Raw genomic sequence first — 25,267 nt, forward strand, 5'->3', positions numbered from 1 at the left:
TAATCATGCGCAAAGCTATGAGTGTAATCATGCCCGCTGCATTGTTGGGCGCGGCGATGCTGGTAAGTGGCTGTTCGACCCTGTCGCGCGGGCCGGTGGGGAATACGGCTGTGCCGCCGCCCGCCAAGGTCGTCGATATCGCCCGCTATCAAGGCCTGTGGTATGAAATCGGCCGTTATGAAAACGGCTTTGAAAAGGGCTGTGAAGCGGTCACGGCGCGGTATGGCCCCTTACCGGATGGTAAGATTGAGGTGGTCAACACCTGCCACAAAGGCGCCGTCGACGGCCCCGTCTCCACCGCTAAGGGCAAGGCCAAGGTTGTGGACGGCAGCCAGAATGCCAAACTCAAGGTGTCGTTCTTTGGCCCATTCTATGGGGATTACTGGGTGCTAGATCGGGCCGAGGATTACAGTTGGGCGATTGTCGGTGAGCCGTCCGGGCGATATTTATGGATATTGAGCCGCACTGCCAATCTGTCTGAGGCCGACCGCAACACGCTTTTCACGCGCGCGGGTGAGCTTGGGTATGACACCGCGCTGATCCGTTTGGTTAAGCACTGACACGTCGCGCCTAATTGAATCTTTGCATATGGGTGGGCCACTGTACCCTTTGTTAATAGAGGGGCATCATGGCTGATATCGGCTACAACATACTCATCAATAACCGCTCCGGCACGGTACTCAATATGGGTCAGCCTGCGATTGAGAGCGCGATTGAGGCCAGCGGCATCACGGTTGCGGAACTGTGTTTCTGTGAGCCCGAAGATATGGCGCAAACGCTAATGCGGATGGCCAAGTCAGATGCCCCGCTGCTGATCGGCGGGGGCGATGGTACCATCCGCGAAACGGCGGCCGCTCTGGTGGGTAAGAAAAAAGCCTTTGGCGTTTTGCCGTTCGGCACCATGAACCTGATGGCTAAGGATCTGAACCTCAATTCGCTTCAGGCGGCACTTTCAGCCTACGGCGAAGGTCACGAGATTCAGGATGTTGATGCAGGCTTCGTCAATGGCGAGATTTTCCTGTGCTGCGCCAGTATCGGCACCATGCCGCAGGCGTCGGTGTTTCGCGAAGAAAACCGCACCCGCTATAATTTCCTGCTGATTCCGCGCCTGTTTCTGTTTGTGGTTGATCATCTGGATAAGAACAAACGCCAGCGCATCAGGCTTCAGATCGACGGGGCGCGGCTGAAGTTCCGGGCGGCCGCCGTGGTGATCTCCAACAACCGCTTTGCCGAAACCACAAGCTGGACCGAAAGCAATTTTAAGCGCCAGTCTCTGCAAGGCGGCGAACTGGCCATCTATGCCTCGACCACTAAGTCGCGTCTGTCGCATTTACGACTGTTGCTGCGGCTGATAGTGGGGAACTGGCTGAAAGACCCCGATATGTCCGAACAGGTCGGTAAGCGCATGACGCTCACCACTCACCGTAAAAAGGAACTGGTGTCGATTGACGGCGAAGTCGCGGAACTGATGACACCGCTCGTATTCACGATTAAGCCGCGCCATATTCAAATGTTGGTCCCGTTGCCCCAGGATGCGGAGGCGGCATGAAGATAGCCCATATTTCCGACCTGCATTTCGGGGCCCACGAAGATGAGGTGCGCGATGCACTGCTGGCGCATCTGAATGGGTCCGAGCTTGATCTGGTGATTGCCAGCGGCGATATCACCCAGTCGGCGACGGTTGATGAGTTCGAGCAGGCGCGGGCCTTCTTTTCGCGCCTGACCTGTCCGCTATTGTGCATCCCCGGTAATCACGACCTGCCGGGTATGGATCTGACACGCTTCATAAGCCCGTTTAGCCGCTATAAGCGCTTCATCGCTCAGGAACTGAACCCGCAGTTTCAATCGGCGCTGGTGCAGGTTAAGGGCATCAATTCGGCCCGTATGATTCTGCCGCACTGGAACTGGGCCAATGGCTCGATCAGCCGCACCCAGTGCCGTGATATCAAACGCACCTTTGCCGCCTCAAATGCGCCGTGGCGGGTGGTTACCGTCCATCATCCGGCTATGAACTCAAAAGACTTCCCGCTGGATGTCAGCCTCTATAATGTCAGGCGGTTTTTATCCGCTGTGGACGAAGCGCGGGTCGATGTCGTGCTGGCCGGACATCAGCATCATGCCTATATTGAGCCGCGTGTCATGGATGGCCACACGACCCTGTTTCTTAATGCCTCGACCGGCATGTCCCACCGGATACGCAGGCAGCCGCACGGCTTTAATATCCTGAATTTCGCGCCGACCAGCGTGCGTATCGATATGCTCAGATATGACAAGGGGCAATTCACGATTTTTGAGGCTATGAGTCATAGCAAATAGGCCTTCAACCTAATCCGGCGTGGTAACCGGCGCAGGCGGCTTTGAGCCATCAATACGTTTGGCCGACAGGATGGTGACCGGTTCGGCCAGCATTTGCCCATCCCAGCCGCTTTCAAACTTCTGTGTGGTGATCTTGCCGTTCAGGATTTTTTTGACCACTTCAATGCCCTTGGTGACCTTACCGAAGGCGGCGAAACCGTCCGGATCATCCTTGCCAGCGTCCATATAGGTCATGTCGCCAACCGAGATGGTAAAGCCGTTTGAGGCCGTGCCAACATCATAGCGCGCCATCGAAATCGTGCCGTCTGTGTGGCTAAGCCCGGTCATTTTGGTCGATTCATGGGCGATAGGCGCGAACTTGTGGCCGTTGGCGGTAGCCTGCACAAAGCCGCCGTTGTGGGCCTTCATGGCCCGCCAAAAGTTAGCGCCCTCGAATTTACCGGAATCGACGTAGCGCAGGAAATTGGCGACTGTGATCGGGGCCTTTTTGCCGTAAAGCTCAATGACGATTTCGCCTTTTGAGGTTTCAAGCGCCACAGTCGTGACATCAGGCAAAACCGGCGGAGGGGGCGGTAGTGGTGGTGTCGGCATGACGGCCGGTTTACTGGGCCCCGGCTTTTTCGGGGCTTCCGGCGGCTGGAAACAGGCGCTCAAACCCGCACCCACAATCCCCAGCGCTCCCAAAAGAAAATGACGTCTCATCCCGTTCCTGCTCCGTAATTTAGCGGAGTATCAAAATTCCTTGGCGGCTTGGCAAGCCATTAGCCAATAAAAAAGCGCGGATCTTATGACCCGCGCTTTTCAGACTGGTTTCAGGTTCACCCCTTACAGAGCGACAACACCGCCGTCGTTCTTGGTGATGACAACCGTGGCCGAGCGCGGACGACCCGCCGCCGTACCCGACTGGCTGTAGGGCCAGTTGGAAGTCGGTGTGTTCGGTGAGCCCAACTCGCCCGGATGCTGGATGTTGACGAACAGGGTGCGGCCATCCGGCGTCGAGTCGATGCCGGTGATCTCACATTCCTTTGGGCCGACCAGGAAGCGGCGAAGCTGCATGCCCGGTGCCTTACCCACAAAGGTTGCCTGCGTGGCGGTAGCGCCACCGGTGCCGGTATTGGTGATGGTGCGCGCGGCGCCATCGCCGACCGTGCCCGGCATGGCCGCCAGCATCATGCAGTTCGTCACGTCCGTATAGGCACCGTCATCGGTTTGAATCCACAGCAGCGGATTAACCAGGCCGCCGGCATTGGATGGGCGCGAGAACCACAGTCCGTCGGGGCTGGAGAAATCGTTGCTGGTATCAAGACCGGAGATATTGATGTTGGTGGCGTCCAGATCGGCACCGGCTCCGAACAGGTAGATATCCCACTGGAAGGTGGTGGCTTCGGGGTTATTGCCGGCTTCCTTGAGGCGGACCACATGACCATTCGGGTTGCCGAAGTTGTTCGCAGCCCCTACCGGATCATTATAGTGACGCGGATTGGCAGCGTTGGTACCAGCCAGCGGACGGTTCGACGCATTGTTGTTGGTCAGGGTCAGGTAAACCTCGCCATTAGCGGGGTTGACGGCGGCCCATTCCGGGCGATCCATCTTGGTCGCACCCAGCACGTCGGCGGCCAGACGGGTGTTGATCAGCACATCGGCCTGATTGGCGAAGGCGTAGGTCGGATTGGCAGCGGTCAGTACACCGGTGCCGAAGACCAGCGGCAGCCACACGCCCTGACCAGTGGCATCGAAGCGGGCGACATAGAGCGTGCCGTTATCGAGGTACTTGTCACCAACCGCCAGATGATCGGTGGCGTTGGCATCGGCAGCGTTCCAAGGGGTGTTTGATACGAACTTATAGAAATATTCGCCGCGGGAATCGTCGCCCATGTAAAACACCGGCTTACGACCGGCGACGAAGTTGGCGGGCCAGGCGCCTTCGTGGCCCATACGGCCCAGAGCGGTGCGCTTACGCGGGGTGGCGCTGGCATTATACGGATCGATTTCTACGACCCAGCCGTACTGATTGGCTTCATTGCGGTAATCACCGGTGCCATCAGCCGCTTTGGTGGTGTCGACCGTGACGTTCCACTTTGAGAAATTAGCTTGATCAGCGGCATTGGCAGCGGTGACGCTGGCCCAGTTATTGGCGCCGGCAGCGCCTTGCGTCACGCCGTAACGGTTAAAGGCCACAACTTGCTTGGCGGTGCGGTTGGCGTTGTCACCAGCGGCGCGGCGGAAGTAACCGGCCCAGTTTTCTTCGCAGGTCAGGTAGGTGCCCCAGGCATTGACGCCGTTGGCGCAGTTGTTGATCGTGCCGCGACCGGCCGTGCCGTTTGCCGAATAGACGGTCTTGATCTGATCATCGCCGCGCACCGGGCCATTGAACACCATCGGCGTCAGCGGTGTAACACGGCGGTTGAGCGCGCCACCCTGAACATAGCTCCAGCCACCCGTTGTCGCGCGGGTCACTTCGACCACAGCGACGCCGTGACATTCGATTTCCTTGATGGCCTCGGATTCCAGACGTGTGGCCCCGGCGGTAACGCCGTTCACGTGCAGGTACGGTGCGGTGATGTTTTCATGGTTCATGACCAAAAGCCCGCGGGTCGAGCTGTTGTCATCGCGGGTCGCACCCGTAGCGGCCAGACCGAAGTAAGCCATGCCGTCGTGGTGATCGCCGGCGCGACCGGCAAAGTTGGTGTCAGTGCCGTTATTGGCATAGGCGGCGACGCCGGCCAGGATCGGGTCACCCAGACGATAAAGCACCGACACCGTATAGCCTTCGGGGACGGTGACGATATCGTTCTTGTTCTTTGAAACGGCGGTAAAGCCGAGGGCGGCTGGGCTGACGGTTACGGTCGCGTTGGCCGATGACGGAAAGCCAGCGGCGTTCTTAGCCGTAAAGCTGAACACCAGCGGGGTGGCGGCGGTGACGCTGGGGGCCATGAAGGTGGCGGTGGCGGTATCAGCGCCGGTGAGCGTAACCGCAGGACCCGACACTTGAGACCATGCAACGCTGGAGGAGCCGGATGCTGTGCCGGTCAGGGTGACCATGCGGCCGGAAGTGGTGGCGCCTGCGCCACCCGCCGATACTACGGCCAGAGGGGCCTTGTCGTCATTGTCGCTGCCGCAGGCGCTCAGGCCAAACAGGGCGGCAACTGAGGCCATACCGCCCAGAATCTGGCGGCGGGAGTTACGCTGTTCGATAACATCGCTCAGGCTTGGGTTGTTCGATGTATTTAACTGAAAATCGCCGTCATCATGACGGCCGGTAAGTTTGATATCGGACACAGCGCCCCTCCATAAAGATATGAAAGGTAATTAATGGCCCTGTTGTGTGTAGGTCTTTTACCAGGTCTGTATTTGTTTTGTGACAGATGGCGATGATTTAGGATTCAGAGCTTAACGCCGGAGCGTGAAACCGCAATTATTGGAATTGGTTGAATTTGGGATGATGGATCGCGGCGGCGGCAATGGCGGGTCGCAACTCGGCTTTCGCGAGCGACAGATCGAGGTCGGAATGTTTATCCATAGTAAATATACGCTCGCAGTAAATATAGAGGGTTTCTATATCAATCTTTGAAAAATCAAATGTCATGATCGTAATCCTTTATTTGAATAACGTATCAATTATGACGAAATTATAATAAGGTTTCTATGCAAAATTGTATTATTATTTAACTCAACAATTGCGAATGGATTTTCAAATTTTAATATTAATTACATAAAAAAGAGCGGGCCTTTCGACCCGCTCTCTCTCTGTAACATTTGGCTTACGACGGCGTGGATTAGAAATCCATACCACCCATACCGCCCATGCCGCCGCCGCCCATTTGAGGCGCTGCCGATTCCTTCTTAGGGGACTCGACCACAGCCGCTTCGGTGGTGATCAGCAGGCCGGACACGGACGCCGCGTCTTGCAGAGCTGTGCGCACAACCTTGGCAGGGTCGATCACGCCGTCAGCGACGAGGTCAACATACTGTTCGGTCTGAGCGTTGAAGCCGAAGGTTGGCGAAGCATTGTCCAGCACCTTACCGACAACGATCGAGCCTTCGACACCAGCATTTTCCACGATCTGACGGATCGGGGCCTGCAGGGCGCGACGGACGATGTTGATGCCGGCCGTCTGGTCATCATTGTCACCCTTAAGGTCGGTCAGGGCCAGCGAAGCCTTAAGCAGCGCCGTACCACCACCGGGGACGATGCCTTCGTCAACGGCGGCGCGGGTTGCGTTCAGGGCGTCATCGACGCGGTCCTTCTTTTCCTTAACTTCGACTTCGGTCGAACCACCGACGCGGATCACGGCAACACCACCGGCGAGCTTCGCCAGACGCTCTTGCAGCTTTTCCTTGTCGTAGTCAGAGGTGGTTTCTTCGATCTGGGTCTTGATCTGAGCGACGCGGCCCTCGATCTCGGACTTTTCACCGGCGCCATCAACGATGGTGGTGTTGTCCTTGGTGATCGTGACCTTCTTGGCCTTGCCGAGCATGTCGAGCGTGACGGACTCCAGCTTGATACCAATGTCTTCGCTGATTACTTGACCGGCGGTGAGGATGGCGATGTCTTCCAGCATGGCCTTACGGCGATCACCGAAGCCAGGGGCCTTAACAGCTGCTACGCGCAGGCCGCCACGCAGACGGTTGACCACCAGGGTAGCCAGTGCTTCGCCTTCAACGTCTTCGGCGACGATCAGCAAAGGCTTGCCCGATTGGACAACGGCTTCGAGGACCGGCAGGATCGGTTGCAGCGACGAGATCTTCTTGTCGAAGATCAGGATGTAAGGGTCTTCGAGGACCGCTTCCATCTTGTCAGGGTTAGTGATGAAGTAAGGCGACAGGTAGCCGCGGTCAAACTGCATGCCTTCGACGACATCCAGTTCGGTTTCGGCAGTCTTGGCTTCTTCAACAGTGATGACGCCTTCGTTGCCGACTTTTTCCATCGCCTTAGCGATCATTTCGCCGACTTCTTTGTCGCCGTTGGCCGAAATGGTGCCGACTTGTGCGATTTCAGCGTTGGTGGTGACCTTCTTAGACGAAGCCTTGATCTGGGCAACGGCGATGATGACGGCCTTATCGATGCCGCGCTTTAAGTCCATCGGGTTACGGCCCGAAGCGACGGATTTCAGGCCTTCGACGGCAATGGCTTGCGCCAGAACGGTCGCGGTCGTGGTGCCGTCACCGGCCTTGTCGTTGGTCTTGGACGCGACTTCGCGGATCAACTGAGCGCCGAGGTTCTCGAAACGGTCAGCCAGTTCGATTTCCTTGGCGACCGAAACGCCGTCCTTGGTCGAACGCGGTGCGCCGAAGGATTTTTCGAGGATCACGTTACGACCCTTGGGGCCGAGCGTTACCTTCACAGCGTTGGCGAGGATGTTGACGCCGCGCAAAATCTTATCGCGCGCGTCGGAAGCAAATAATACGTCTTTAGCAGCCATTTTAGTGTTCCTAGGTTGGTTGCGTGAATTATCTCCTCCCCTGTTTACGGGGGAGGTGGCCAGCTTGTCTGGCCGGAGGGGGCAAGCGGTGCGCTAAAACTAGCGGTTCACAATGCCCAAGATGTCGGATTCTTTTAGGATCAGCAGGTCTTCGCCGTCGATCTTGACTTCGGTGCCGCCCCATTTACCGAACAGAACGCGGTCGCCAGCCTTGACTTCCAGAGCGACGATGTCGCCCTTGTCGTTACGGGCACCAGGGCCGACCGAGACGACTTCGCCTTCTTGCGGCTTTTCCTTAGCGGTATCGGGGATGATGATCCCACCCTTGGTCTTGGCTTCTTCTTCTACTCTTTTGACCACAACGCGGTCGCCCAGCGGACGAAAGCTCATGAGATGTCTCCGATTCATTAATGAAAGGTCTGTTAGCACTCGACGTGCGTGAGTGCTAACGCGCCCTTGAGGTAGGTCCGCCAACGGGCAGAGTCAAGGCGCGATGTCGTGATTTCGTGTGAATTTTTTTATTCAGGGTTAAAGCGCGGGTTCGGTGATTTCCAGACCCTGCGCTTTTAGTTTTTGCAAGGCGCCGCCTTGCGACAGGAGCGCGCTGAGCGGCAGGACGATGACCGATTTTCCGGGTGTCTCAAGGGCCTTATTTATCGATCCCACGGTCTGATCGATGGTGCGCCCAAGCATGGCCGAGGTTGAGGGGGCCCCTTCAAGGCAGGCTAGCAGCGCAGAATCCGGCGACAGGCGCTGCACGGTTTTCAGGTCGCCGCGTCCCCACGCCTCAGTCGCTGCGCGGGCATTCTTTGTGGAAAATTCAATCTCATCGAGCGTGGCGCGCACGCAGGACATTTCCTGTGCCGTGGAGAACTGACCGACGCGCGAGATGATCTTGGCCGCACTATAGGAACCGGTCGGTCGGGTCTTTAGCTGATCCTCTTTGGCAAACCGTTTCAGAGTTTTCTCAGGATCAAGCGTGGCGATCTGGGCTTTTTCATAGATGTCCGCGCGCAGGGCCGCCGCCGCCCACAACGGCGAGGCCTTCTTATACTTGTCGCGATCAAGACCATGAGCATCCGCCAGCGCATAGAACCGCTTCGACACATCAGCCGGCAGAACTTCGTCCAGCTTTTTCCCCATCGGCAGGCGCTTGTTCATCTGAAGCTTGGTCAGGCCGATCAGACCGACTTCGGCTTCGGGGGCGGTCAACAGGACGTTGGACTGTTTCAACACCCGGCGGATGCGGGCATCATCCCACGGGATGCGCTTAACCATCACCGGCATAGCACCAAGGATATAGACCTCAGAGTCGTCTTTTTTGACGCGCCACATCGCCGGGCCCGGCAGGTTGGCGGTGACCGTGACTTCGGTGATCCATTCGGCGCCGTCCTGAGCAAATTCGGGCGCTGATACGGTTTCCTGCGCAGGGGCAGTAAGCGGTAGCGTCATAAGGGCGGCAGCGATGAGCAGGGCTTTGGTCATGGCTACAATATAGTCGCCAAAACCGTGACCGGAATAGGGCGTCACTCTATGCCAGTGGTTAAATCACTTTCACGGGCATCATATTCCAGTATGTCGCCGGGCTGACATCCCAGCAGCAGGCAAATCTTCGACAGGGTATCAAACCGCATGCCCTTGACCTTACCCGTGCGCAGCAGTGACATCTGAGTTTCCGATATGCCGACCTGTGCGGCCAGATCTTTGGCGCGCATCTTTCGGCGTGCCAGCATGACATCAAGCGTTACACGGACGGGCATCAGATAAAGCTGTCCAGTTCGGTTTTCAGGGCGTCGCGCTGGGCGTGAATATAGTGGATTCGCGCCGAAAGATTATAGAGAATAAGACCGACCAACAGCGTGACCGTGGCAAACAGCGTATAGTTGGCCGTGCCCAGGGGCTGCGAACCGTGGTTGCCATATATAGTGTGCCAGGCCCATGCACTTGAACGCACATATAGCGCTATGGAGCCTGCGCCCAGCCACAGGCCGCTGCGTTTTAAACCTTTGATCAGGATCGGCTCCAGCGGCTGGCCGGGGATGATGCGCGCCACCATATCGGCGGCAAACCAGATGGCCATGGCATATAGACAAAACGGCAGCAGCGGTAATCCGCCCTGAACCAGCGCCAGCCCGATAATGTGCGGATCGCCGCCCAGCAGGCTCCATACCTTGGGCAACTGAACCACGGTCGCAATGGCAAATACCGTCAGCGGTAAACCCACCATCAGCTTTAGCGGCCAGTACGCGACATTCGATAGTTTTTTCATGATGTCCTCCGTGCGATGGTGTTTTCGATTAGACAAAGCTGTCCATTTCCGATTTCAACGCCTGCCCCTGCTGCGCCATAAGGAATAGCACCGGGCTGGCAGAATGTATTTATCTTATATGTATATAAATTTATATAAAACTTAAAGTCAAGGCATTTGCAGAAGCTTATTGTAGATGCGTCTTAGCCTTTTGGTGGGGCTGATTTCAGAATAACCCGATGCAAAGAAAAAGACGCAGTAATTCCGCAGGTTATACGAGGGCGCCTTGACGGCCTGCCGATTGCAAAATTACATTAGAGAGAAGTGGTGGTTGGAGGCGGGATCGAACCGCCGACCTGTGGGTTATGAATCCACCGCTCTAACCATCTGAGCTACCCAACCACGGGTTCTGTCCTTGCCCTTCACGGCGGAGTAGTCAACGCCTTTGGGGAAGGGCCACGCCTATAACCAATAAGGCCGGTGGCATCAAGTCGATTTTGGCGGATTTTCGCAAAGGGCCGAAATATTTGTCAAAGCGACGATAATATCTGTGAAAGACGTGCCGCCCCCGCGTCCTGACCATAGGTTTCAAGCGCCGCCATGCGCGCCGCTTCAGCGCGGGCAAGGGTGGCGGGCCAGTCATCAATCGCGGCATTTATGGCCTGAGCCAGATCGCCCGCATCCTGCGCTGCGCACAGCCCACCAAGCGGGGCAGAACCTGTGGGCTGCAAAATCTCACGCGGGCCGTCGATATCGAACGAGACGACGGGCACGCCTGCGGCCATAGCTTCGGTCACCACAAGGCCGAAGGGTTCGACCCTTGATGACAGGACAAACAGATCAAGCCCCGACAGATAATCGGCAGGGCTATCCACCCAGCCGCAAAATTCAACTCGATCATTAAGGCCAAGGGCGGTGGTTTGGGCTTCAAGCGCGACTTTTTCCGGCCCGTCTCCGGCGATACGTACCCGCACCTCACGTCCGCCGCGCACCAACTCAGCCACCGCCTCAAGCAGGATATCAAAGCCCTTATTGACATGCAGCCGCCCCAGCGCGCCGATGACCGGCACGCCTTTGGGGGCGGGCTTGACCGGACGGGCCTCCAGTGGCGCGAAGTTAGGCATGTCGAAAATCTTAAGCAACGGGTGCGCTTTGTGCAGGGCGTCACGCACGGCGCGGCTGACGGTCAGGGCGGCGCGGGCCCTGGCGATATCGCGTTTGAAGCGAAAATTATGGACGATCGCGACAGTCTTACCCGCCCCGCCGCTTAGGGGGTGAACGGCGGTGGCGATGGCGCGGTTACCGTGACACAGGATCAGGTCAGGCTGAAACTGCGAGACGTGACGACGCACGGCAAGGGCAGCCAACGGGTCATGGCTGAAATGCGAGACAATGGGCGCAAAGGGGGCTGTTAGGCGCGCCAGTTCGCCCTGCGGATGGCCAAGGCTCATGGCCTCATGACCGGCAGCCAGCAGGGCCTGATGGTAGCGCACGGCCATGGTCTCCAGACCGCCACGGCCTTTAGCCAGCATGAGATTAAGTATGCGCATGTTGTCTTCCGTTTCTAATCGCTGGTGATAGGACGGTTTTCTTCGGAAATCCATATTTTTGCGCATTAACCGTTTTTCATGACTTGGCGCGGCTTTAGGGATGTACTAGGTAGATATTAGCAAAAACGCCCCTGTTTTAGGAAAACTTTATCGGTTTTTGCCCCTGGGAGAAAATAAGTTGTCCGATAATATTGACGAGCTGGATGCCAGAATTCTTGATCTCATTCAGGAAGACGCCAGTCTGTCGGTGGCTGAAATCGCTGAAAAGGTCGGGTTGTCGCCGTCGCCATGCTGGCGGCGCATCAAGCGGCTGGAAGACATCGGCGTGATCAAAAAGCGCGTCACCGTGCTTGATCCGGAAAAACTGGGGCTGGGCTTTGAGGTCTATGCCGGCATTAAGTTGTCGGTGCCGTCGCGCGAGAACCTTGAGGCGTTTGAGGCCAATCTCGACAAATGGCCGGAAGTGGTGTCGTGCGCCACGGTCACGGGCCGCGAAGACTATATGCTGCGGATCATGACACGCGACATGCATGCTTATGACGACTTCCTGCGGGATCAGTTGCTTGCCTCCGATTTGGTGTCTTCAGTTGAAAGCCGGATCATTGTCAGGTCCATTAAAACCACTACGGCGGTACCGCTCAAGCTGGTGATCGGTGACCGTATGACGAATTCGTAAAACTAGATTGGAATGATTTTTCTCATGAATCATTCCAATCAGCCGCCATTGCGGCGGCGGCCAAGGCGGCGGATGCTGCCGCCCGGCGAGGGCAAAAGAAAGGATGGATATGAGGCGGCTTTGGGGGCGATTGAGTGCAGTTTTGGCCGCAGGCGTCATGGCGTGCGCGGGCTTGCCGGTTTCCGCCCAGACGGTTGACCCTGACTCTGATCTTGGCCGGTTCCGGGCTTTGCGGATCGAAGCCGCCCGCGCCGTGCAGGCCAAGGAATGGGATAAGGCGGTCGCCGCCAGCGACGAAGCCCTGATCATCATGCCGTCATCGGGCGCCGTGCTGCTTTTGTCGGCTCAGGCGCGGGCCGGGGCGGGCAAGACGGCGGAGGCGAAAGCCAGCCTGCGCGATTATCTGGCGCGCGGCATGGTCGTCAGCAAATCCAGCTATCCGCAACTGTCGCCCCTGTGGGACGCCAAGCTCGATCAGCAACTGATGGCCAATAGTGAACCGATCGGCACGTTCAAGCCGGTGCAGCGTCATGCGGCCTTAAGCGTCGCCGAAGGGCTGGCGATTGAGCCGAAGTCCGGCAAGACCTACCTCAGCGCCCTGAGCCGAGGGGCGGTTAATGTCGTCAATAACGGCGTGCTGAACCCACTCTATAGCTTGCCAGACGGTGTGGGCGCCTATGGCCTAGCCTTGCGCGGTGATGACCTGTGGGTGGCGACGTCGTCGGGGGCGGTCACCAAAGGCTATGATCCGGCCAAACCGGCGGTGGCCGAAGTGCTGCACATCGACCGCGTGACCGGGCAGGTCAAGGCGCGCTTTACGGACGAGGTGGCACCCCGTCGGTTCGGCGATATCTTCGCGGGCAAGACCGATCTTTATGTCAGCGATGGCCAAAAGGGCGAGGTGCTGCGCCTCAATAATTACAGTGGTGCATTCGAAGTCTTGATCCCCGAAGGCTATATGGGCTCGCCGCAAGGGTTGGTCGAAAACGAAGCGGGCAATGTCCTAATTGTCTCAGATTACAGTTCCGGGCTTTACCGGATCAATCTCGACAGCGGCGATATGGACCGGCTGGAAGCCCCGGCCAACATAACCCTGCTGGGCATTGATGGTCTGGCCCGTCATGGCAATGACCTGATCGCGGTTCAGAACGGTATCAAGCCTGACCGGATCTTGCGCCTGCGCCTGTCGGCTGACTGGAAAACCATCAGCCGCGCTGAAACCTTGCTGCGCGGGGGCGAAGGGCTGCGCGAACCGACCGGGCTTCAGGTGGTCGGCAATAAACTGATCTTCATCGCCCGCAGTCAGTGGTCGGATGTCGGGGCGGACGGCACGCCGCTCAGTGTCACCCCCGGCCCCGCGATTGTCGGGGAAATTGATCTCAGGCCGTAGAAAATGAAGCCCCGCCTGAAACTCGATATCGGTTTTAAAGACCTGTTGTCAGTGTTCATGCCGGTGGCCGAGGATGAGGCGTCACTAAGATTAAAGATTGCCCATGGCTTTGGGGGTGACCGGCCCGTAGTGGCGGGATTATCGGTGCGCACCCTGTTTGATGCGGCACTGACCACCCTGATCCCGGAACTGGGGGCAAAATCGGTGGTCATGAGCGCGGTCAATATCGAAACCATGCGCATGATCGCCGAGAGCCACGGCCTTGATGTCCATGCCGTTGATATCGTCTCCGAAACCCTGTTGCCGACCCCGCAAGCCCTTGAGCAGGCCCTAAAAGACAGTGGGGCGCGCATTGTGGTCATCGCCCAGCTTTATGGCGCGGTATCGGACTTAAAGCCGCTGGCCGAGGTTTGCCGCCGTCATGAGGCCGTGCTGATTGAGGATGCGGCTCAGGCCTTTTGCGGCGACTTCCATCGCGGCGACCCGGCGGTTGATCTCAGCCTGTTTTCGTTCGGCCCGGTCAAGCGGGCCACGGCGCTGGGCGGGGCGGTGGCGGTGGTCAGAGCGCCTGAGCGGGCCGAGGCCATGAGCGCGATCCTCAACCACTGGCCTATGCGCGGCGATGGCTGGTTGCGGGCGCGGGCGGCGAAGATTGCGGGGCTTAAGCTGGCGTCGTCACCGCTGATCTACGGTCTGATTATCCGGATGCTGGAGGGGATGGGTAAGGACCCGGACGCCACCATAGGCCGGCTGGCGCGCGGGTTTTCGGCAGGCAATATCCTGACCCAGATCCGCTACCGTCCGCCGCGTGCCTTGCTCAGGCTGCTGGCGCGGCGGCTGGGGCAAGTGCATGACCTGAGAAAACGCCGTAACCGCGCCATAGAGGTGGCGATCGGCCTGCCCAAGGGGGCGACTCTGCTGGCCACAGAGGCCACAAAAAACGCCTACTGGGTCATGCCGGTGGTGTGCGGCGACCCGGATGAGGTGGTGGTGCGCGCACGGCGTCAGGGCATTGATGTGACCCGTGGCGCGACCTCCTTGCGGGCGTTTGGCAGTCCCCGTCAGGCCCCGGCCGCGCATAATCTGATCCGGCGGGTGGTTTACTGGCCTTTATAGTTTAGCTCAATCGCCGCATGGCTTTCCTCGCAGGCTCGGGCGGCCGCTTGGCCTTGCCAGGTTGCGAGCGGCAACCTGGAGGTATCACAACGGATTGATCAAAAAAGGCTTGCCAGAATTTAAAAATGCGACTTATTCTCAATTTATCGCGTCGCCATCCGCCGGGAGTAAGTCCGATGATTCTGTTAAGCCTGGGGGCCGTTACCTTGTCGCAGCTCATAAGCGAAAACGATCGCGTGCCGTTTAGGCCACCGTTACCGCAAGCCTCCCATCTGTCGCGGGCTCATATAACGCCTGTCAATGTCCTGTGGCCGTTTGAACCGGGGCTGGAAGATGGTGACTCTGCATCCGATTTGACGTAACTGCGATATATGAAATCTTCGGCATTTCAAAATGCTGTATGGTTAACAGTTTTACTTTACCTGCGTTAAACCTTGTGTCAGTCTGATGACAAGCTCAGCCGTCATGGCTGGCATCAAACCTGCTTAACAAAAGCTTAAGGGCATCTGGACTGGTTCAAACCGGCACGATGACTCGGATAAAAGGTAAACGGTAACAGGGTAAAGTGATGGAAACGAAGGCTTTTAAAGTCATTGCAGGTGTGTTTGCGGCTTCTACTGTCCTGTTCGGGGCGCAGATGGCTTCGGCCAAGACGATATTGCCCGTTATGACCACCGAATCCTTGTCTCCGGTTTCCGGTGCGGCTCTGGGCGGTGATTTTGATGGTGATGGCCGCCGTGATGAGGTCATGGTGGTACGGGATCAGGCCCGTGACCGTCTCGATATCCGTGTCCGTTTGAACCGTGTGGACGGCGTTCAGGACATTAAGGTCACGTCGGTATCGGCCAGAGAAGGCTGTAACCTGCGGGTTGCGGGTGATGAAGCCTTCCGTCGTGACTGCGGCGATGGCGCGGCCTGTGAGGCGGGCAGCTTCCGTGCACCCCATGACAGTGTTCTGGTCAGCCTTGATGCCGGTATGGACGTTCTGGTCTACTGGAACGGCAAAACCTTTGAACAGGATTTCGTGTCGAGTGACGAAGTGCTGATGCGTCGCGCCCTGTCGGCGCTCTATGCCTTCGACCGGTAAGTCTAAACCGAAGTTTGGTTAATAAAAAATCTTTTAAATTTAAGAGTTTAATAAGGAAATTCTTAAGCCTGTTGCCTGTAGACGATGACTTTCAATGTCATCGTAAGCTCAGGGGAGGGCATAACGATCATGGGCCGGTCTGCGGACTATTCATCACAAAATTGCGCCGTGGCGGCAGCACTGGACGTCGTTGGCGATCCGTGGACTCTGCTGATCATCCGCGACGCCTTTCGCGGGATTTCCCGCTTTGATCAATTTCAGGAAAAGCTGGGACTGGCGCGCAATGTGCTGGCGTCGCGGCTTAAGATGCTGGTGGCCGAAGAACTGCTGTCGGCACGCGTCTATAATGAGCGGCCACGCCGTTATGAATATATCCTGACCGCCAAGGGGGCCGATCTGGCCCTGACCATCACCGGGCTCTATGTCTGGGGCAAGAAATATGTCTACGGTGAGCATAAATCGCGGGTCGAGATATACCACAAAAGCTGCGGCCATCCGCTGGTTGAGCCGATCTGCCACTGCGCTCACTGCGGCGAGGCCATGGAGCGCAAGGATCTGGTCTTCGATCGCGACGAAGAGGCGATCACCATCGGCGAACTCAAGGCGCTTAAGGGCAAAGTTGATTAGAGTGCACCTGCCCGGCGAGGGACTAAAGATAAGCGGCCACCCGCGGCGCGGCCAAGGTGGCGTAGCCACCGCCCGGCGAGGGACTAAAGTAAGCCGCCATTGCGGCGGCGGCCAAGGTGGCGTAGCCGCCGCCCGGCGAGGGACTAAATAAGAGCCACGGTGCGCGCGATAAAGCCGCCGCCAAGTACGCGGTCGGTATCTTCCGGGTCATACAGAACGCACGCCTGACCGGGCGCCACGCCTTCTTCGCCCGCCATGAAGCGCATGATCGGCTGACCGGCGCTATCGAGGTCAAGCTGTGCGGGCACTGGCGGGCGGGTCGAGCGCACCCGCGCCAGCACGTCCGTCTTTTTAGCGGCGGCAGCGATAAAGCTGTCGTCATCGCCCAGCCAGTTCAGTTCCTTCAGCGCCAGAGCCCCGGTCAACAAAGCTTCACGCGGGCCAACGATGACATGCTTTTTCACCGGATCAAGCCGCACGACAAACAGAGGCTCACCCACCGCGACATTGAGTCCGCGGCGCTGGCCGATCGTATAGCTGATGATGCCGTCATGCTGACCCAGCACGCGGCCATCGATATGGACGATATCACCGGCGTCGCGGCCTGAGCCCTTGGCATGCCCGGCAGGGCGCAGGCGGTCGATCAGGTTGGTATATTTGCCTTCCGGCACAAAGCAGATGTCCTGACTGTCGGGCTTATGGGCGATTTTCAGGCCCAGTTGGCGGGCCAGATCGCGCACCTGCGGCTTTGGGATGCGCGCCAGCGGAAAGCGCAGGTAATCAAGCTGTTCTTGAGTGGTGGCAAACAGGAAATAACTCTGGTCGCGGGCCTTATCGGCGGCGCGTCGCATCTGCACCTGATTGCCGCGCAATTCGCGCTCGACATAGTGGCCGGTCGCCATGGCCTCGGCCCCCAGATCGCGGGCGACATCCAAAAGGTCGCGGAACTTGACCGTCTGATTGCAGCGGATGCACGGCACCGGGGTTTCCCCGCGCAGGTAAGAGTCCGCAAATTCCTCGATCACGCTGTCTTTGAAGCGGCTTTCATAATCCAGCACATAATGCGGGATGCCGATTTTCTCAGCCGCCACGCGGGCGTCATGAATGTCCTGACCGGCGCAGCAGGCACCGCTTTTCTTGAGCGCCGCACCGTGGTCATAGAGTTGCAGGGTCACGCCAATGACTTCATAGCCCGCCTGATGCAGCAGAGCGGCGACCACGGTCGAATCGACCCCGCCGGACATGGCCGCGACAATGCGGCTGCCCACGGGCAAGCCCACGCTGTCGCGCACGGCAGCGATGGCGGCGGCCATATCGGCATCTTCGATTACGGGTACAGGACACGGTGTCATCGGCTCCATATAATTCAAGTGATACTAAAATTACAGGGGGTGGTTACTTTAAGCTGCAAACTTATGGCGGCCGCTTGACAGGCGGGGTCGCAGGTGGCCTAATTGTGATCACAAATTCAAGCTCTTACTGAGTGGTGCGATCTCCATGAGCCTGACGTCCCCCCTGATCCCGATAACCGCTGTGGCTGACACTAAAGCCAGCGTTATCGCCGCCCTGAAAACCGTGTTTAAGCCCGATAAAGGTTTTGTCGATGGGCAATGGAGGGCGGCAGCGTCTGGCGCGACCTTCGATAATATTGCCCCGCGCGACGGGACGCTGACCAATCAGATATCAGCCTTTGATGGCGCCGATGTCGATGGGGCGGTGATGTCGGCACGGGCTGCCTTTGAGGATGGCTGCTGGAACGGCATGGCCCCGAAAGCGAAAAAGAAAATCCTGCACAAACTGGCCGATCTGATGGCCGAACATGCCGAAAATCTGGCGCTTTTGGAAGCGCTCGATACCGGCAAGCCGATCCGCGATGCACGCGCGGTTGATATCCCGCTGGCCATCAATTCCGTGCGTTACTATGCCGAAGCGCTCGATAAAATTTATGGCGAAGTGGCCCCGTCGCCGGATACGCGCCTGTCCTATGCGGTCCATGAACCTCTGGGGGTAATAGGTGCGATCGTGCCGTGGAATTTCCCGTTGCATATGGCCATGTGGAAGGTCGCCCCGGCGCTGGCTATGGGCAATTCGATCGTGCTGAAACCGGCGGAAAATTCGTCGATGACCGCGCTTTATACAGCGGCTTTGGCGATTGAGGCCGGTCTGCCCGCCGGTGTGTTCAATGTTATCCCCGGTTACGGGCATATTGCGGGTGAGGCTTTGGCGCGGCACATGGAGGTCGATATGATCGCCTTCACAGGTTCCGGTCCGGTTGGGCGGCGGCTGATGGTGGCGTCAGCCGAATCTAACCTCAAGCGGGTGTCGCTGGAACTGGGCGGTAAGTCGCCGCAGATCGTGTTTGCCGATTGCCCTGATCTCGATGCCGCCGCGCAAAACGCCGCCTGGGGCGTGTTCTACAATCAGGGGCAGGTCTGCACCTCCGCATCGCGTTTGCTGGTCGAAGAGGGCATCCGCGATGAGTTCGTCGCTAAGGTCATGGCGGTGGCCAAATCCATTCGCGTCGGTGACCCTTACGATCCTGATACCCAGTTCGGGGCGATGGTCTCTGAGCGGCAGATGAATACCGCGCTCGATTACATCGCCAAAGGTCAGGCCGGGGGCGGGCAGGTGCTGATGGGCGGTGGACGTGTTCAGTCTGATACAGGTGGTTTTTACGTTGAACCGACCCTGATCGACAATATCACCCCCGACAATATTCTGGCGCGTGAAGAAGTATTCGGGCCCGTCCTGTCGGTGCTGACCTTTAAGGATGAAGCCGAAGCGTTCCGCATCGCCAATGACACCATCTATGGGCTGGCATCGGGCGTGTGGACCGCCGATATCGGCCGGGCTATGCGATCGGCCAAAGCCTTAAAAGCGGGTCTGGTGTGGATCAATGGCTGGGATGCCTGCGATATCACCCTGCCGTTCGGGGGCTTTAAGCAGTCGGGTTTTGGCCGCGATCGCAGCCTTCATGCGCTCTATAAATATGCCGATTTTAAGTCCGTCTCGATCAGTTTTTAGGGGAGTTGCACCATGTCCCTCACCGCCGCCCATAAGGCCCTGCTGGGTAAGCGCATCCTGACAAATGCCAATCACGATAGTTTTTCGGTCACCAATCCGGCCAACGGCGAAATCTTATGCCACGTCCATAATGCGGGCTCAAAAGAAACGCTGAAAGCCATTGACGCCGCCCATGCCGCCTTTACGGACTGGGGCCAGAAACCGCAAAAGGTGCGCTCGGATATCCTGAAAAAATGGTTCGCCCTGATCCTTGAGCATACCGAAGATTTGGCGCAAATCGTTACGCTAGAGCAGGGACGGGCGATCCGCGAGACCCGCGGCGAAGTGGCTTATGGGGCGGGCTTTGTCGAATGGTTCGCCGAAGAAGGCCGCCGGGCCTATGGCCGCACAATCCCCGCCAATGTGCCGGGTAAGCAACTGGTGACCATCCAGCAGCCGGTCGGCGTGGTGGCGGCCATCACGCCATGGAACTTTCCGATTTCGATGATTACGCGCAAGGTCGCACCGGCGCTTTCGGCGGGTTGCACGGTGGTGTTAAAACCGTCCGAGGAAACGCCGTTGTCGGCGCTGGCGCTGGCGGAATTGGCCAGACAGGCGGGCTTGCCAGACGGGGTGTTGCACATCATCTGCACCACCAAGGCCGCGGAGGTTGGTGAAATCCTGACGTCCGACCCGCTGGTCAAGAAGTTCTCCTTCACCGGATCGACGCCGGTCGGTAAAAAACTTTATGCCCAGTGCGCTTCAACCATCAAAAAGATATCGCTCGAACTGGGCGGCAATGCGCCGGTGCTAGTGTTTGACGACGCTGATCTGGATGTGGCGGTGGCGGGTGCCATGTTGTCCAAGTACCGTAATGCCGGTCAGACCTGCGTGTGCGCCAACCGGATACTGGTGCAAGCGGGAATCTTTGATGCCTTTGCCGCCAAACTGACCAAGGCGGCGCGGGCGCTGACGCTGGCGGACGGCATGGCTGAGGAAACCGCCATCGGGCCGCTGATCAACCAAAAGGCGGTCGATAAGGTCGATGCGCTGGTCAAGGACGCCACCGCCAAAGGCGCTAAACTGACCGTTGGTGGTGGTGTGGATGCCGCGTTGGGGCCGCTGTTTTATAAGCCCTCAGTCCTGACCGGTGTGACTCATGACATGCGCATCTTTAATGAGGAAATCTTCGGGCCGGTGGCGTCCCTGATTAAGTTCAAGGACGAGGCGGAGGGGATTAAACTGGCCAATGACACGCCGTTTGGTTTGGCGGCCTATGCTTTCACTAAGGATGTGTCGCGCGCCTGGCGGGTGGGGAGGGCGCTCGATTACGGCATGGTCGGCTTAAATGACGGGGTGATGTCCACCGAAGTGGCGCCCTTTGGCGGCGTCAAGGAATCCGGCATTGGCCGTGAAGGCGCGATTGAGGGCCTTGAGGAATATATGGAAACCAAGTTCCTGAGCTTTGGGGCGCTGTGATGGTGGGGTGGGGTTTATTGTTCTCCGCCCCCGTTTACGGGGGAGGGGGACCACGAAGTGGTGGAGGGGGGAACCTTTGCCGTTATGCCCCCTCCGTCTGGCCTTCGGCCATCCACCTCCCCCGTAAACAGGGGAGGAGAATTTGAGTGTTTCCCTACCCGCCGCTGCCCATGCCCTGAACACGCCGCTGATGGAGTTTATCCTGTCGGAAACGGCGCGGTTTCTGGATGCCCGCCCAAACACCAAAGCCCTGGCCGAAAGATCAGGGAGGGTTTGGCGAGGCGGGGCACCCATGCACTGGATGAGCGACTGGGCCTCCCCCATCCCCATCTATGCCGCGCGCGCCGAAGGGGCAAAACTGTGGGATGTCGATGGCTTTGAGTATGACGATTTCTGCTTGGGCGACACCCCGTCAATGTTCGGACATGCCCGCCCCGAAATCGCCCGCGCCATAGCTGAGCAGGCGACAAACGGTGTCGGCTTTATGCTACCGACGGAGACAGCGGTTGAGGTTGGCGAAATGCTGACACAGCGTTTTGCGATGGCGAAATGGCAGATGGCCACAACTGCGTCTGATGCCAATCGCGCCGTCATTCGCTGGGCGCGGGCGATCACCAACAGGCCAAAAATCCTGATCTTTGATGGCTGTTATCACGGCATGGTCGATGACGCCTTTGTGGTACTTGAGGACGCCACACCGATCATGAAAAAAGGCCTGATCGGGCAGGTGGCGGATTTCATCGACACCACGACCGTCATTCCGTTCAATGACCTTGATGCCCTCGAAGATGCCCTGAAATATTGTGATATCGCCTGCGTGTTGTGTGAGCCGGTGATGACCAACTGCGGCATGATCGCGCCCATTGACGGGTTCCATGAAGCTTTGCGTAATCTTACACGCAAATACGGAACCCTGCTGGCGATCGATGAGACCCACACCCTGTCGTCGGGCTATGGTGGCTATACTCGCGCCCACGGCCTTGAGCCCGATATGTTCGTGGTCGGCAAAGCGATCGCCGGGGGCGTGCCTGCCGCGGTGTGGGGTGTGACCGAAGAGGTCTCCGCCCGCATGGATCAGGCGCAGGCGGCCATCGGCGCGGGCTCAAGTGGCATCGGCACCACCCTGTCCGGCAATGCTCTGGCCATGTCCGCCATGAAGGTCATGCTGACCGAAGTCATGACCGAGGCGGCTTTCGCACACATGATCAAAGGCGCAGAAGACCTTGTGGCCCAATTACGGGCAGCTATCGCTGTAAAGGGACTGAACTGGAGTGTTGTACATGTCGGCGCACGGGTGGAACTGGTGTTTGCGGGTCATCCGCCGCGAACAGCCGCAGAGATGCGCGCGGCTATGAACCCTTTAGAGCTTAAAGCTTTTCATCTTTATCTGATCAATCAGGGCCTGTTGATTGCGCCCTTTCACAATATGATGCTGATATCCCCGTTGACATCGCCTGAGGCTGTCGCGCGTCTGGTTGCGGCGATATCCGCATTTGGCCGCATCATCCGGCCAAATTAAAAAATGTGATCACATGGCGAATATCGCGTGACGGACGGGGCGGTTCGATCTTAAGGTGTGGCTTGCAACCGCGTCAGCCTATAGGCTGAACGAAACCATGAGCATAGCATGACCGAACCCTATTTGCCCCCGCATCCGATGGTCGCCACGCCTGATGAGGCCAAGGCCTTCCTTGAGGCTCACCCGCATCTCAACTATTTCGAGATCCTGTTTACCTCGATGACCGGGGTGCCGCGCGGCAAGCGTCTGCGCCGCCATGAACTGCTGCCGATTTTTGAATATGGCCGTTTTCTGCCGGGCTCAATTCTGGTGGTCGATACGCTTGGGGCCGACTGCGAAGAGACCGGCCTTGTCTGGGAAGACGGTGATGCCGACCGGATTGCGCGTCCTGTGCCGGGGACGCTGACAGAGGCGCCGTGGCTGGGTGATGATGTCGGTCAGGTCATGCTGTCGCTCTATGAACTCGACGGCACGCCCAATGATCTTGATCCGCGCCATGTGCTGCAGCGGGTGCTGGATCGCTATGCCGCCGATGGCCTGACGCCGGTGGTGGCGTGCGAACTGGAATATTATCTGGTGGACATTGAGCGCGGCCACGACGGTCAGCTTATGCCGGCCAAGGGTTTTAACACCGGTGAGACGCCACGCGGCATTCAGGTCTACGGTCTGCCCGAAGTCGAGGCTCACGGTGAGTTTTTCCGCACCCTGTGGGAAACCGCCGATGTCATGAATATCCCGCTCGAAGGCGCGATTTCAGAATTTGCACCGGGGCAGGTTGAGCTGACCCTGAAGCATAAGCCTGATGCCTTACGCGCCTGCGATGATGCCGTGCTCTATAAGCGCATGGCCAAGGGCGTGGCTTTGTCGCTGGGTATCGAGGCGACCTTTATGGCCAAGCCGTGGGCTGATCGCGCTGGGTCGGGCTTCCATGTTCATATTTCGGTGGCCGACAAAGACGGCAAAAACCTGTGCGCGTCTGATGATCCGCAGGGCTCTGATCTGCTGAAAACCATGATCGGCGGCATGAAAGACCATCTGGCCGACTGCATGGGCATCCTGGCCCCCGGCGCCAACAGCTTTAAGCGCTTTAAGGCCAATTCCTATGCGCCGGTCGGCCTGACCTGGGGGGTGAATAACCGCACGGTATCGCTCCGTGTGACCGCAGGGCCGTCGCATACCCGCCATGTCGAACACCGCGTCGCCGGGGCCGATGCCAATCCCTATCTGGTCATGGCCGCTATTCTGGCCTGCGCCCACCACGGCATTACGAATAAAACTGATCCGGGACCTGCGGTAGTCGGCAATGGTTATGAGGTGGCCGCCAAGACGGGGGCTAACCTGCCGACCAACTGGTATGCGGCGGTCGATTATCTCGACAAATCCGCCACCTTGCGCGACTATCTGGGCGATCGGTTCGTCGATATGTACGTTAAGGTCAAGCGCACCGAGCAGGCGCGGTTTTACGAAGAGGTCACGTCGCTCGATTACGACTGGTATTTGAGAAACGCTTAAGATTGTGCGCTGCGGGCGCTGTGATCACACTTAGGAGTTGACAGAGGGTTAATCCCGTATTCTGTTACTAATATTACGGTTTCATGAAGGGGGTTTCATGATGAGGCCCGCGAATATCACGGAGATCAGGATATGAGTTCACCTCGCCATCTGGCTAATCGTCGTTCCTTACTCGCGGGGCTGGGGGCTGCGGCTGTCGGCATCAGCTTTTCGGCCTGCTCCAAGCCCGCCGAAAAGGCCACGACCGACGGGGCCGAAGAGCCCAAGCTGAACTTCTATAACTGGGACACCTATATTGGTGAAACGACTCTGGCGGACTTTAAGACCGCCACGGGCATCGACGTCAACATGCAGCTATTTGCCACCAATGACGAACTGTTCGCCAAGCTTAAGGCGGGCAATTCCGGCTTTGACGTGATCGTGCCGTCGAACGAATTTGTCACCCGCATGGGCCAGGCCGGTCTGCTGAAAGCGCTGGATCACGCCAAGATCCCGAACATGAAAAATATCGACCCGCAGTATCTGAACCCCAGCTTCGATCCGGGCAATAAGTTCTCGGTGCCCTATACCTGGCTGGTGCTGGGCCTCGGTTACCGTAAATCCAAGTTCAAGACGGTGCCGGATAGCTGGAAATACGTCTTCGACAGCGCCGAATATAAGGGCAAGATCGCCCTCCTGTCGGAATCCGCAGACCTGATCCGTCTGGCCGCGAAATATAAGGGCGTCAGTCTCAATAATATCTCGCCTGACATGCTGACCCAGATCGAAGCGATGCTGGTCAAGCAAAAGCCCAATATCCGCGCTTTCCACGAAGATAATGGTCAGGACATGCTGCAAGGCGGCGACGTCGATATCGTGATCGAATATAACGGCGATATCGCGCAAGTTATGGCCGAAGATGACGACATCGGCTTTGTGGTGCCGAAAGAAGGCAGCCTGCTGAATTCCGATACCCTGTGTATCCCGGTCGATGCGCCGCGTCCGAACAACGCCCATGCCTTCATCAACTACATCCTTGATGCGCAGGTAGGTGCCGAAATCTATAAGACCATCCTCTATCCGTCGCCGAATGCCGCCGCCAAGGCGCTGATGCCGGACGATTATAAGAACAATCCGGTTATCTTCCCGCCGGCGGATATTCTGGCCAAGTGCGAATACGGTGCGTTCGAGGGTGCGGAAAAAGCGTCGCAGTTTGAGGAAATTATTACGCGGGTCAGGGCTTCCTAGCCTTTCCTTCTCCCTGCGTGCGGGGAGAAGGTGATCCGTAAGGATCGGATGAGGGGCATTCGGGCGCCCGGCCCCTCACCCCAACCCTCTCCCC

The 25,267-nt window shown here is 58.0% G+C and carries 23 protein-coding genes and 1 tRNA gene; 13 read left to right on the forward strand and 11 right to left on the reverse strand.

Going from position 1 to position 25,267, the window contains the following annotated elements:
- Window positions 1–5: 5 nt before the first annotated feature.
- The 3 genes from IE102_RS05390 (at window position 6) to IE102_RS05400 (ending at window position 2,316) form a co-directional block, all read left to right on the forward strand.
- On the forward strand, window positions 6–560 hold the full coding sequence (locus tag IE102_RS05390; protein ID WP_229807572.1) for a lipocalin family protein: 555 nt from the start codon (window positions 6–8) through the stop codon (window positions 558–560).
- 68 nt (window positions 561–628) lie between these two features.
- Entirely contained in the window at window positions 629–1,549 is a 921-nt protein-coding gene (locus tag IE102_RS05395) for a diacylglycerol/lipid kinase family protein (protein ID WP_189485396.1), read from the forward strand.
- Complete coding sequence (locus IE102_RS05400) at window positions 1,546–2,316, forward strand: metallophosphoesterase family protein (RefSeq protein WP_189485397.1); 771 nt, start codon at window positions 1,546–1,548, stop codon at window positions 2,314–2,316. The genes IE102_RS05395 and IE102_RS05400 overlap by 4 nt, the downstream gene beginning before the upstream one ends.
- Window positions 2,317–2,325: 9 nt before the next feature.
- Here IE102_RS05400 and IE102_RS05405 read toward each other — a convergent pair whose 3' ends face one another.
- The 10 genes from IE102_RS05405 to IE102_RS05450 form a co-directional block, all read right to left on the reverse strand.
- Window positions 2,326–3,018 carry a peptidylprolyl isomerase gene (locus IE102_RS05405; protein WP_189485398.1) on the reverse strand — a complete coding sequence of 231 codons (693 nt, stop codon included), beginning with the start codon at window positions 3,016–3,018 and terminating at the stop codon, window positions 2,326–2,328.
- Window positions 3,019–3,141: 123 nt separating this feature from the next.
- Window positions 3,142–5,595 carry a PhoX family protein gene (locus IE102_RS05410; RefSeq protein ID WP_189485399.1) on the reverse strand — a complete coding sequence of 818 codons (2,454 nt, stop codon included), beginning with the start codon at window positions 5,593–5,595 and terminating at the stop codon, window positions 3,142–3,144.
- Window positions 5,596–5,731: 136 nt separating this feature from the next.
- Window positions 5,732–5,902 carry a hypothetical protein gene (locus tag IE102_RS05415; RefSeq protein ID WP_189485400.1) on the reverse strand — a complete coding sequence of 57 codons (171 nt, stop codon included), beginning with the start codon at window positions 5,900–5,902 and terminating at the stop codon, window positions 5,732–5,734.
- 190 nt (window positions 5,903–6,092) lie between these two features.
- The gene (groL, locus tag IE102_RS05420) at window positions 6,093–7,739 is read right to left on the reverse strand and encodes a chaperonin GroEL (RefSeq protein WP_189485401.1); all 1,647 of its coding nucleotides are present in this window, start codon (window positions 7,737–7,739) and stop codon (window positions 6,093–6,095) included.
- Between the two features lie 99 nt (window positions 7,740–7,838).
- Window positions 7,839–8,129, reverse strand: a complete 291-nt coding sequence (groES, locus tag IE102_RS05425; RefSeq protein WP_189485402.1) for a co-chaperone GroES — start codon at window positions 8,127–8,129, stop codon at window positions 7,839–7,841.
- Window positions 8,130–8,267: 138 nt separating this feature from the next.
- Window positions 8,268–9,269 (reverse strand): TraB/GumN family protein, encoded by a 1,002-nt coding sequence (locus IE102_RS05430; protein WP_189485403.1) that lies wholly within the window; start codon window positions 9,267–9,269, stop codon window positions 8,268–8,270.
- Entirely contained in the window at window positions 9,266–9,499 is a 234-nt protein-coding gene (locus tag IE102_RS05435) for a helix-turn-helix domain-containing protein (RefSeq protein WP_189485404.1), read from the reverse strand. The genes IE102_RS05430 and IE102_RS05435 overlap by 4 nt, the downstream gene beginning before the upstream one ends.
- Window positions 9,499–10,008 carry a hypothetical protein gene (locus tag IE102_RS05440; RefSeq protein WP_189485405.1) on the reverse strand — a complete coding sequence of 170 codons (510 nt, stop codon included), beginning with the start codon at window positions 10,006–10,008 and terminating at the stop codon, window positions 9,499–9,501. The genes IE102_RS05435 and IE102_RS05440 overlap by 1 nt, the downstream gene beginning before the upstream one ends.
- A gap of 304 nt (window positions 10,009–10,312) precedes the next feature.
- Window positions 10,313–10,389: transfer RNA gene (locus tag IE102_RS05445), tRNA-Met, on the reverse strand.
- A 128-nt stretch (window positions 10,390–10,517) separates the two neighbouring features.
- Window positions 10,518–11,537: a glycosyltransferase gene (locus tag IE102_RS05450; protein WP_189485406.1), complete on the reverse strand. Its 1,020-nt coding sequence runs from the start codon at window positions 11,535–11,537 to the stop codon at window positions 10,518–10,520.
- 178 nt (window positions 11,538–11,715) lie between these two features.
- Here IE102_RS05450 and IE102_RS05455 point away from each other — a divergent pair, with 178 nt between their 5' ends.
- The 5 genes from IE102_RS05455 (at window position 11,716) to IE102_RS05475 (ending at window position 16,433) form a co-directional block, all read left to right on the forward strand.
- Window positions 11,716–12,213, forward strand: coding sequence for an Lrp/AsnC family transcriptional regulator (locus tag IE102_RS05455; protein ID WP_189485407.1), 498 nt, complete (start codon window positions 11,716–11,718; stop codon window positions 12,211–12,213).
- Window positions 12,214–12,343: 130 nt separating this feature from the next.
- A complete protein-coding gene (locus IE102_RS05460; protein ID WP_189485408.1) occupies window positions 12,344–13,603 on the forward strand; it encodes a hypothetical protein in 1,260 nt (419 codons plus the stop codon).
- Between the two features lie 3 nt (window positions 13,604–13,606).
- On the forward strand, window positions 13,607–14,719 hold the full coding sequence (locus tag IE102_RS05465; RefSeq protein ID WP_189485409.1) for a DegT/DnrJ/EryC1/StrS family aminotransferase: 1,113 nt from the start codon (window positions 13,607–13,609) through the stop codon (window positions 14,717–14,719).
- Between the two features lie 568 nt (window positions 14,720–15,287).
- Window positions 15,288–15,806: a hypothetical protein gene (locus IE102_RS05470; RefSeq protein ID WP_189485410.1), complete on the forward strand. Its 519-nt coding sequence runs from the start codon at window positions 15,288–15,290 to the stop codon at window positions 15,804–15,806.
- A 129-nt stretch (window positions 15,807–15,935) separates the two neighbouring features.
- Entirely contained in the window at window positions 15,936–16,433 is a 498-nt protein-coding gene (locus tag IE102_RS05475; protein WP_189485411.1) for a winged helix-turn-helix transcriptional regulator, read from the forward strand.
- 143 nt (window positions 16,434–16,576) lie between these two features.
- On the opposite strand, the gene mnmA is transcribed toward IE102_RS05475, so the two are convergent.
- Window positions 16,577–17,785 (reverse strand): tRNA 2-thiouridine(34) synthase MnmA, encoded by a 1,209-nt coding sequence (mnmA, locus tag IE102_RS05480; protein WP_189485412.1) that lies wholly within the window; start codon window positions 17,783–17,785, stop codon window positions 16,577–16,579.
- A gap of 145 nt (window positions 17,786–17,930) precedes the next feature.
- On the opposite strand from mnmA, the gene IE102_RS05485 reads away from it, so the two are divergent.
- The 5 genes from IE102_RS05485 to IE102_RS05505 all read left to right on the forward strand — a co-directional run bounded on the left by IE102_RS05485 (window position 17,931) and on the right by IE102_RS05505 (window position 25,173).
- A complete protein-coding gene (locus IE102_RS05485) occupies window positions 17,931–19,457 on the forward strand; it encodes an aldehyde dehydrogenase (protein WP_189485413.1) in 1,527 nt (508 codons plus the stop codon).
- Between the two features lie 12 nt (window positions 19,458–19,469).
- Window positions 19,470–20,915 carry an NAD-dependent succinate-semialdehyde dehydrogenase gene (locus IE102_RS05490; RefSeq protein WP_189485414.1) on the forward strand — a complete coding sequence of 482 codons (1,446 nt, stop codon included), beginning with the start codon at window positions 19,470–19,472 and terminating at the stop codon, window positions 20,913–20,915.
- A gap of 190 nt (window positions 20,916–21,105) precedes the next feature.
- Entirely contained in the window at window positions 21,106–22,434 is a 1,329-nt protein-coding gene (locus IE102_RS05495) for an aspartate aminotransferase family protein (RefSeq protein WP_189486012.1), read from the forward strand.
- A 138-nt stretch (window positions 22,435–22,572) separates the two neighbouring features.
- A complete protein-coding gene (locus tag IE102_RS05500; protein ID WP_189486013.1) occupies window positions 22,573–23,946 on the forward strand; it encodes a glutamine synthetase family protein in 1,374 nt (457 codons plus the stop codon).
- Window positions 23,947–24,078: 132 nt separating this feature from the next.
- Window positions 24,079–25,173 carry an ABC transporter substrate-binding protein gene (locus IE102_RS05505; RefSeq protein WP_189485415.1) on the forward strand — a complete coding sequence of 365 codons (1,095 nt, stop codon included), beginning with the start codon at window positions 24,079–24,081 and terminating at the stop codon, window positions 25,171–25,173.
- The last annotated feature ends 94 nt before the right edge of the window (window positions 25,174–25,267 follow it).

Source organism: Asticcacaulis endophyticus (assembly GCF_014652575.1).
In the GTDB taxonomy this organism is placed as follows: domain Bacteria; phylum Pseudomonadota; class Alphaproteobacteria; order Caulobacterales; family Caulobacteraceae; genus Asticcacaulis; species Asticcacaulis endophyticus.